Origin of the sequence: Escherichia whittamii (assembly GCF_014836715.1) — a bacterium.
Taxonomy (GTDB): domain Bacteria; phylum Pseudomonadota; class Gammaproteobacteria; order Enterobacterales; family Enterobacteriaceae; genus Escherichia; species Escherichia whittamii.
Genome location: NZ_JACSQI010000024.1, coordinates 1 through 8849 on the forward strand (window position 1 = coordinate 1; position 8849 = coordinate 8849).

At 44.7% G+C, this 8849-nt stretch carries 8 protein-coding genes; all 8 read left to right on the forward strand.

From position 1 onward, the window contains the following. Positions 1-734, forward strand: a 734-nt coding sequence (locus H9644_RS21250; RefSeq protein WP_225221498.1) for a type VI secretion system Vgr family protein, incomplete at its 5' end; no start/stop codon positions are given. Between the two features lie 2 nt (positions 735-736). Beyond that, on the forward strand, positions 737-1255 hold the full coding sequence (locus tag H9644_RS21255; RefSeq protein ID WP_191776465.1) for a DUF6484 domain-containing protein: 519 nt from the start codon (positions 737-739) through the stop codon (positions 1253-1255). A gap of 14 nt (positions 1256-1269) precedes the next feature. Next, positions 1270-2400, forward strand: a complete 1131-nt coding sequence (locus H9644_RS21260; RefSeq protein WP_191776468.1) for a DUF2169 family type VI secretion system accessory protein — start codon at positions 1270-1272, stop codon at positions 2398-2400. Beyond that, positions 2397-3422, forward strand: coding sequence for a hypothetical protein (locus tag H9644_RS21265; protein ID WP_191776471.1), 1026 nt, complete (start codon positions 2397-2399; stop codon positions 3420-3422). The genes H9644_RS21260 and H9644_RS21265 overlap by 4 nt, the downstream gene beginning before the upstream one ends. A gap of 19 nt (positions 3423-3441) precedes the next feature. Beyond that, on the forward strand, positions 3442-5028 hold the full coding sequence (locus H9644_RS21685; RefSeq protein WP_225221499.1) for a PAAR-like domain-containing protein: 1587 nt from the start codon (positions 3442-3444) through the stop codon (positions 5026-5028). A 9-nt stretch (positions 5029-5037) separates the two neighbouring features. Then, entirely contained in the window at positions 5038-6078 is a 1041-nt protein-coding gene (locus H9644_RS22095; RefSeq protein ID WP_191776474.1) for a WD40/YVTN/BNR-like repeat-containing protein, read from the forward strand. A 57-nt stretch (positions 6079-6135) separates the two neighbouring features. Continuing rightward, positions 6136-7734 (forward strand): PAAR-like domain-containing protein, encoded by a 1599-nt coding sequence (locus H9644_RS21690; protein WP_225221500.1) that lies wholly within the window; start codon positions 6136-6138, stop codon positions 7732-7734. Positions 7735-7743: 9 nt separating this feature from the next. Next, positions 7744-8784 (forward strand): WD40/YVTN/BNR-like repeat-containing protein, encoded by a 1041-nt coding sequence (locus tag H9644_RS21295; protein ID WP_105289599.1) that lies wholly within the window; start codon positions 7744-7746, stop codon positions 8782-8784. The last annotated feature ends 65 nt before the right edge of the window (positions 8785-8849 follow it).

Genomic DNA, 8849 nt, shown 5'->3' on the forward strand with positions numbered 1-8849 from the left:
GGTTTGGTAATCTGGCGATACCGCGTGTGGGCCAGGAGGTGATTGTTGATTTTCTGAACGGAGACCCGGACCAGCCGATAATCATGGGCCGGACATACCATGAGGACAACCGTTCGCCGGGGAGTCTGCCGGGAACGAAGACGCAGATGACCATCCGGTCGAAGACCTATAAAGGAAGCGGATTTAACGAACTGCGCTTTGAAGACGCCACGGACAGTGAACAGGTCTATATCCATGCACAGAAGAACATGGACACGGAGGTGCTGAACAACCGCACTACCGATGTGAAAGTGGATCATACGGAAACCATTGGCAACAACCAGAGTATTACGGTGGGTGTGGGGCAGACAGTCACAGTAGGTAAGGAAAATGCCGGGGGCCATGATCAGACTGTCACAGTGGCTCACGATCAAAGTATTGGTGTTGGAAATGACCAGACCCTGACCGTCACCAACAACCGTAGTAAGAGCGTGGGTAATGACCAGGACAGCAAAGTCACGGGTAATGATACCGAAGCAGTGGAAAAATCTCAGACAGTTACGGTAGGGGAAACACTCACCGTTACTGTCGGTGATGCTATCGAGTTTGTTTGTGGGAAGAGTACGTTGCGTATGGATAAAGATGGATATATCACAATCAATGGACACGAGTTATCACTGGGAACAACCGGTGAACAGTATTACAAAGCCGATGGTGATATCAACCTTCAGGCTAAAACCATTTTGGAAAACTAATCATGAGTACTGAATCTTCAGAGTCAATAGCAGCGTTGTCATCAGAAGAATATTCAGGATTACTGGAGGAAATTCTTGAACATAACGACTCACTCTCTTCTGTAAACCCTCACGACATGCTTCTGGGACGGATCGTTACAGTTGACGATGCAGGAATTTTCGTTGCTTTCGGTAATACGCAGGCCAGATCAGTATCCCTGTGTCCTGTGGAAAAAAAAGATGTAGGAAGGGTCTGCGCGATACAGTTTATTCAGGGAGATCTGACCAGACCGGTTGTGATGGGGTTCATCCACACAAATTCTTTTAGTGCATCAACCGAAATAGCAGAAACCGACAACATGACAGTAGTACGACAGGGGAATCGGGTAGTAATTAAGGCTGATGATGAACTGATACTTCAGTGCGGTGAATCCTGTATTGTCATGACTGCTGAAGGAACTGTCTACATCCGGGCGCTTTATATCGACAGCCATGCACAGGCTACGCAACGGTTGCGTGGCGGGTCTGTTCAGGTTAACTAGGCAGGAAGAATAATATGGAGATTATCAATGGTGCAAAGCACACCGTCGCAGATGCCACTACATTGACGGATAAAGCAGGTCGGCAACACCTCGTTGTGATTATCAAGGCAACGTATCGTATACCGGCCAATGGCAGGACTCCCCGCCCTCAGATTCCCCCTCAACCACTGAGCACAGAAGATAAGTTTACTGGCGAACCGGGAATATCAGCCCCTTTATATGAAGTGGATTTCATCCGGCACAAAGGAAAATGTGATGTGCTGTTCAATGCACGAGCCTATGCTCCGCAAGGCAAACCCGTTACTGAACTGGATACCATTGTCGAAGTGGGCAAAATGAAGAAAATGCTTCGGGTAACTGGAAACCGGCAGTGGGACAGAAATACCCCCAATACGATTACAAAGCCGGAACCTTTTACCGTCATGCCACTTAACTATGATCACGCTTTTGGCGGCGTACAGCATTACAAAGAAGGTAATGAAATTCTGCCTGATGTTTTCGAAAAGAATCCAACCGGTAAAGGTTATCTCAGTAAAAAAGGACAGGATATTTCTCTGGCGCTTCCCAATCTGGAGGTCATCAACAAGCCTTTGATAGCGCCGCAGGAAAACTATGAGCCAGTGGCGTTATCAGCGATAGCCCGTAACTGGCTCCCTCGCAGGCTTTATGCCGGAACCTACGATCAACGCTGGAAAGAGGAGTTTTTTCCGCTGCTTCCTGACGATTTTGATGAGCGTTATTACCAGTGCGCCCCGGAAGATCAGCAGATTGATTATCCAGTCGGAGGTGAAGACGTCATTTTGCGCAATATGATGCAGGGGCGTGAAGAGGTCCGCTTTAAGCTTCCCCGGTTGAATAATCTTCCCGTTAAGATACTGATGTCGGATTACCAGGTTCATACTCTCTCTGTTGTTGCAGACACAATATACTTTGAACCTGATGAATCCCGCTTTTCAGTTGTCTGGCGAGCTAGCTTGCCGATAAAACGCAGGATACAGAAGATCCAGACAGTGGCTGTGGGGCATGTGTGCAGCAGTTGGTGGAATGCCAGAGTTGCAGGCTCTCTGGGATGTACGGGTTGCTCAGGGCAGAAGGAAGATACGACAGCGCAAATCCACTCTTCCGATGATGGAGAGAAAATATGACGGCCTTATGCGTTACCGCAACTGGAATGTGCTGCGCAGTGGGATATTCAACAGCAACGGCAGTGCCTGCCATTCGGGCCGGGATGGATCATTTTCGGGAGACACAGTTTGTTGATCAGCAGGGAAAACCACTCATCGGGGCACAGCTTTATGGTATTGATCTGTGGGGCACTGCGCGAATGGGATGGATGTTTCAGAAAGTTGTTTCTGAATGTCTGGTTAAAAGCAGCGGTACTAATTTCCATGATATCGCCCTGATTTTAATTGTGCCGGAACCAGAACGACCCGGGGCCAGCGACGAATGGCCGAAAGAAATCTATCGGGCCTGTACGGCTCAATATTCCTTTCATCCCTGCTCCTCTGTTCTGCCTCAGGGAAAAACGGGCCTCATCCCTGCACTCGCGCTGGCATCAGAATTTTTATCAGCAGGCAAAGTTCAGCGTGTTTTGATTACAGGAGTGGATAGCTTTTTCAGTTCCGCAGCGATAACGCACTATCTGGAGCAGCAGCGTTTGTTATCGGGAGATAACAGTGATGGTTTTATTCCCGGAGAAGCTGCCTGTGCCATCATGGTCACTCAGCCCGGACAGCATTCTGATGCAGGACTGCTGATCTCTGGTATCGGTCAGTGTACTGAAGATGCGCATATTTTACAGGACGAGCGACCTAACCGGGGAACCGGCCTGAATAAAGCCATTCGTCAGGCCGTTATTGATAGCGGCAGTCCACTGACTGAAACACTATTCCATATCAGCGCAGTCAGTCACGAATCATTCTATTTCAGGGAAACCGAACTGGCTGTCCTGCGCTCTCTGGAACATAAAGTGGCGGATTACCCTCACCTGATGCTCACTTCCTGTACCGGTGAGGTTGGGGCTGCCTCCGGCCCACTGATGCTGGCATATCTGGCGTCTGTAATGTCCCGCACTGACGGTCCGGGAAAAAAAGGATTACTTCATCTGAGTGGTGATACTGGCCTGCGTGCTGCGGCAATTGTGCAGTGGCAGGAATTCGGCATATGACATTCATCAGGAAAATCATATGGAAACTAACGTTTATATAAACGGGCGGGAAGCCTGCTCCAGAGCGTCAGACGGGAAATCTGCAGGCGCATTTCCCGATCCCTGCTGGTCCCCACCTCCTCCGCCCACAGGCCCAGTCGTTGTGCCTTATTCCAACACTGCATATGCACGCGATTTGCAGAACGGGACAGCAACAGTATTTATCTGTAAGTCGATGGTGGCACAGAAAGATCGCTCATACTTCTCCACCAGTGAAGGGAATGTTCCGGCAACACCTGGATTCCAGAAAGGTGTTGCTTCTCATGTCATTAAAGGAAAAGCGTATTTCAAATCCTGGTCGCCGAACGTCAAGTTTGAAGGGCTGGAGGTTCCGCGGCATGAAGATTTGATGACGCATAATCATGGCTCTACTGCAAATACCCCACCCATGTATTATAAAGACAGTCCTACTGTTGTAAAAGAATGTGCAAAGCAGCAGAAAAAAGTAGAGGAACGGTGCAAACCAGATAATGAGCATCACCGAAATCGCAAGGGTGTTCCACAAAACAGAAATAATGATAAAAATGGCTCATGGGTTCTCGACCATTGCGGGCCTCTGCTTCTCAAACCAGGACTTGAGCAGTTCGATGACTGGTCGACAGAATGGGAAAATATTGACAGTTTGCTGGAGAAAGCCAAACAGGAATTAGAAAAAAACGTTATCAATAAACTGGAAGAAGAAATCACTGAATATGGGGCTAAAAAAGTTGGAAAGCTTGTCGCACGTCGTGCATTAACAGGCTGGATACCAGTGGTTGGATGGGTAATGACGGCCTATGATGTAGTCAGTACAGGTATTGAACTTTATGAAACCATTCCAGAAATGAAGAAAGAACTGGAAGAGCTAAAAGACATTTCAAAAAAAATAGATGAAGCAATTCAGAAATTTGAGAAATACAAAGATAAAATCAAAAATTTCAAAAACCTTTCCGAAGAAGAACAAAAATCACTGGCTAATGAAATAATGGCAGAAACACAGGCCGCTTATGCATTTGCTAATCGGTGTTTACGTGCCAGAAAATGTATGCTGGTTCAATTTAATAAAACGGACTCGCTAAATAACTGGGAAGGAAAAGGATGCTGCCCGGGACAAACAGGGCATCATCTGTTGGCTGATACTATGTTTAGAGATCAGGAAAAATCTGCGGCAGCAAGGAAAGAATGGAACAAAGATCCTTCGCATCGCAATGAAAAAGGAAAATTAAAATACAGAATGCCTCGCAGCAAATACCCGACAAGAAAGTGCTGGGGGAAATATACCGAAGGCAAGGCTCCTACAATTTGTCTGGAAGGAAAAGACAATCATACTGGTACACATGGAGTAATGCATGCGACAACTGCAAAATTAATCGAAGCAGGTAATTTTGGGAAAGAAATGAGTTATGAAACTGCCAGGGATATGGTAATAGATGAAGTTGCGCTAATGTATGGTTGCGATAAATCTTGCCTGAAAGCACAAATGGATAAAGCTTACAGAGACGCCTATATCTGCGATGATTTAAACTCAGCCAAAGTGAATGCTGATGCAGGGGATGGGAATAGTAATGATAACGATGAAGACATTTAAGGAGATGAAATGATTATAAACAAAGGAATATGGGAAAAATATTTTAAAGGCTTCGATATATATGATTGTACCTATGGCTTTGAGCATGGGCGCGTAGGACTTGCATTGATTGAGTTAGTCGAGGAAGATCACGATGAATATGATAACCCATTTTATATTCCCGAAAAAAGATTAATTTCCATCGTCATCAATAACCCACCAGCGAAGCAAATTTATGGTCGTCGCGCAACTGGGATATCTCTGATGACGATATCTTCTGGCTGGTCCCCCTCTCAGACCGAATATGTTATGGTTAGTCAGGGCCGTGATGTCATGAGTTATAAAGAAGATGAATATAAGGGTATAGAGGAGAGTATTAATATACTCATACCAGGTTCTATTGATATGTTTCCTGCAGTAACCAAACTTGTCAGAGTTGAAACCAGTATTTACGCAATCGGCAGTGGTTTTCGGGTATATAAACGCATTAACCATCAGATTTGGCAGGAGTGCTCACAAAGCATCCCAGTTCCAAAGGGGTATACAGAGAGAAAAGCAGAAGCTATAACCAGAGGCTTTTTTGAGGATTTGGCGGGTTTTTCCGAGTCAGATATGTATGCAGTAGGGGGAACGGGAATCGTTTATCACTTTAATGGTGACAAATGGAAACAAATAGCGTTTCCAACTAATAAGCTTTTATATACAGTTTGCTGTGCTGGTGATGGTTTTGTTTATATTGCTGATTTCGACGGTGCAATATGGAAGGGTCGCAATGAACAATGGACACAAATTACGCATGGCGGAATGACCATGCCTTTCCTCGATATGGGATGGTTTGATGGACGTCTCTGGTGTGCCAGTGATTATGGCATCTGGGTGCTGGAAGAGGAAAAACTGGTGCTCGCCATGCACGCAAAACATAAACCTGTTCCTCCGGAAGTGGCCGTTCTAAGTAAAAGAATTGATGTTTCACCCGATGGTACAGTGATGATGGTTTGTGGTGCCAGAGGGGCAGCTATTTATGATGGCAATGCATGGAATGTCCTGTTTGATTCAATGGAGTTTGAATAATCGGATTCTCAGGTCAACAATTAATTTAAAGGAACAGGAACTCACGGACAGCATATTATGGAAACTAACGTTTATATAAACGGGCGGGAAGCCTGCTCCAGAGCGTCAGACGGGAAATCCGCAGGCGCATTTCCCGATCCCTGCTGGTCCCCACCTCCTCCGCCCACAGGCCCAGTCGTTGTGCCTTATTCCAATACAGCGTATGCACGCGATTTGCAGAACGGGACAGCAACAGTATTTATCTGTAAATCGATGGTGGCACAGAAAGATCGCTCGTATTTCTCGACCAGTGAAGGGAATGTTCCGGCAACGCCTGGATTCCAGAAGGGTGTTGCCTCCCATGTGATTAAAGGAAAGGCATATTTCAAATCCTGGTCGCCGAACGTCAAGTTTGAAGGGCTGGAGGTTCCGCGGCATGAAGATTTGATGACGCATAATCATGGCTCTACTGCAAATACCCCACCCATGTATTATAAAGACAGTCCTACTGTTGTAAAAGAATGTGCAAAGCAGCAGAAAAAAGTGGAGGAACGGTGCAAACCAGATAGTGAGCATCATCGAAGACGCAAGGGTGTTCCACAAAACAGAAATAATGATAAAAGTGGCTCATGGGTTCTCGACCATTGCGGGCCTCTGCTTCTCAAACCAGGACTTGAGCAGTTCGATGACTGGTTAAAAGACTGGAAAGATATGGACAGTTTTCTGGCGAAAATTAAACAGGAATTTGAAGAAATAGTCATCAATAAACTGGAAAAAGAAATCTCTGAATATTCAGCCAAAAAAGTCGAAAAATTTGTGGCACGCCGCGCATTAACAGGCTGGATACCCTTTGTTGGCTGGGCAATAACTGCCTATGATGTAGTCAGTACAGGTATTGAGCTTTACGAAAAAATTCCAGAGATGAAGAAAGAGTTGGAGGAACTAAAAGATATTTCAAAAAAAATGGATGAAGCGATTCAGACATTTGATAAATATAAAGATAAAATTGAAAACTTTAAAAATTTGTCCGAAGAAGAGCAAAAATCATTGGCTAATGAAATAATGGCGGAAACGCAGGCCGCTTATGCGTTTGCTAATCGGTGTTTACGTGCCAGGAAATGTATGCTTGTTCCATTTAGTAGAAGAGATACAATAAATTCATGGGAAGGGAAAGGATGTTGCCCAGGGCAAACATTACATCATTTATTGCCTGATACAATGTTTCGAGATCTCGAAAAAACGGCGATACTTAAAGAAGAATGGAAAAATGACCCCAAGCATCTTGATGAGAAAGGCAAGCTAAAATATAAAATGCCGCGCGACAAATATGCAAAAAAGGAATGCTGGGGAGGTTATACCGAAAGCCGGGCACCAACAATTTGTATGGAAGGAACAAATAATTATACAGGGTCTCATGGATCGTTGCATAAAACGACAGGGGCTTTAATCAAAATGGGCAAGTTCGGGAGGGAAATGGAATATCAAAAAGCAAGAGATATGATGATAGAGCAAGTTGCGTCAATGTATGGTTGTGATAAATCCTGTCTGAGAGCACAAATGGATGCGGCTTATAATAAAACTTATTCCTGTGGTGATCTCAGTACAGCAAAAGTATTTGCTCGTTCTGGCGAACATGGTGGTAGCTCGGATAGCTGTGATGATAATTGTGATAACTAAGGAAATGAAATGATTCTTAGCCAAGAAAGTTGGAACAAAACCTTTAGAAATTTTGAAGTATATGATTGTACATATGGTTTTGAACATGGTCGTATAGGCTTGCTATTAATAGAAGTAATTGATGAAGATCATGATGAGTATGGGAATACATATTTCCTGCCTAAACAAAAGCTCGTGTCTATAGTTATTGACAATCCACCAGAAAGTCGAGTATTTGGGATGACTCTCAATGGTTTAGATTATTCAACGATATCGGCAGGATGGGCACCCTCCCAAAGCGAGTTAGTGATAGTTGATACCAACTGTGAAGTCGTAAGTTATAAAACTAGAGAATATAAAGGCAGAGAGTGTGAAATAGATATCCCTATTTCCAAAATCTCTGACATGAGAGCGGCTATAATTAAATTAGTCAGGGTAGGAACAAGTGTTTATGCAGCAGGCGGGGGATTTAGGATCTATAAACGTATTGACCATAATATTTGGCATGATATATCTCAAACTCTTCCTGTACCTGATGGCCTTTTAGAGCGAGTACCTGAAGTGATTTCAGGAAGCTTATTCCAGGATTTATCTGGTTTTTCCGAATCGGATATGTATGCTGTGGGGGGGAAGGGGGTCGTTTATCACTTTTATGGTGAGCAATGGAAACAACTCCCTTTTCCGACAAATAAACTTCTGTATACAGTTTGTTGTGCCGGTGACGGATTTGTTTATATTGCTGATTTCGACGGTGCTATATGGAAGGGTCGCAATGAACAATGGACACAAATTACGCATGGCGGAATGACCATGCCTTTCCTCGATATGGGATGGTTTGATGGACGTCTCTGGTGTGCCAGTGATTATGGCATCTGGGTGCTGGAAGAGGAAAAACTGGTGCTCGCCATGCACGCAAAACATAAACCTGTTCCTCCGGAAGTGGCCGTTCTAAGTAAAAGAATTGATGTTTCACCCGATGGTACAGTGATGATGGTTTGTGGTGCCAGAGGGGCAGCTATTTATGATGGCAATGCATGGAATGTCCTGTTTGATTCAATGGAGTTTGAATAATCGGATTCTCAGGTCAACAATTAATTTAAAGGAACAGGAACTCACGGACAGCATATTATGGAAAC

Coding starts and splice junctions, on each gene's coding strand:
- H9644_RS21255 (WP_191776465.1), top strand. CDS start 737: ATGAGTACTGAATCTTCAGAGTCAATAGCAGCGTTGTCATCAGAAGAA.
- H9644_RS21260 (WP_191776468.1), top strand. CDS start 1,270: ATGGAGATTATCAATGGTGCAAAGCACACCGTCGCAGATGCCACTACA.
- H9644_RS21265 (WP_191776471.1), top strand. CDS start 2,397: ATGACGGCCTTATGCGTTACCGCAACTGGAATGTGCTGCGCAGTGGGA.
- H9644_RS21685 (WP_225221499.1), top strand. CDS start 3,442: ATGGAAACTAACGTTTATATAAACGGGCGGGAAGCCTGCTCCAGAGCG.
- H9644_RS22095 (WP_191776474.1), top strand. CDS start 5,038: ATGATTATAAACAAAGGAATATGGGAAAAATATTTTAAAGGCTTCGAT.
- H9644_RS21690 (WP_225221500.1), top strand. CDS start 6,136: ATGGAAACTAACGTTTATATAAACGGGCGGGAAGCCTGCTCCAGAGCG.
- H9644_RS21295 (WP_105289599.1), top strand. CDS start 7,744: ATGATTCTTAGCCAAGAAAGTTGGAACAAAACCTTTAGAAATTTTGAA.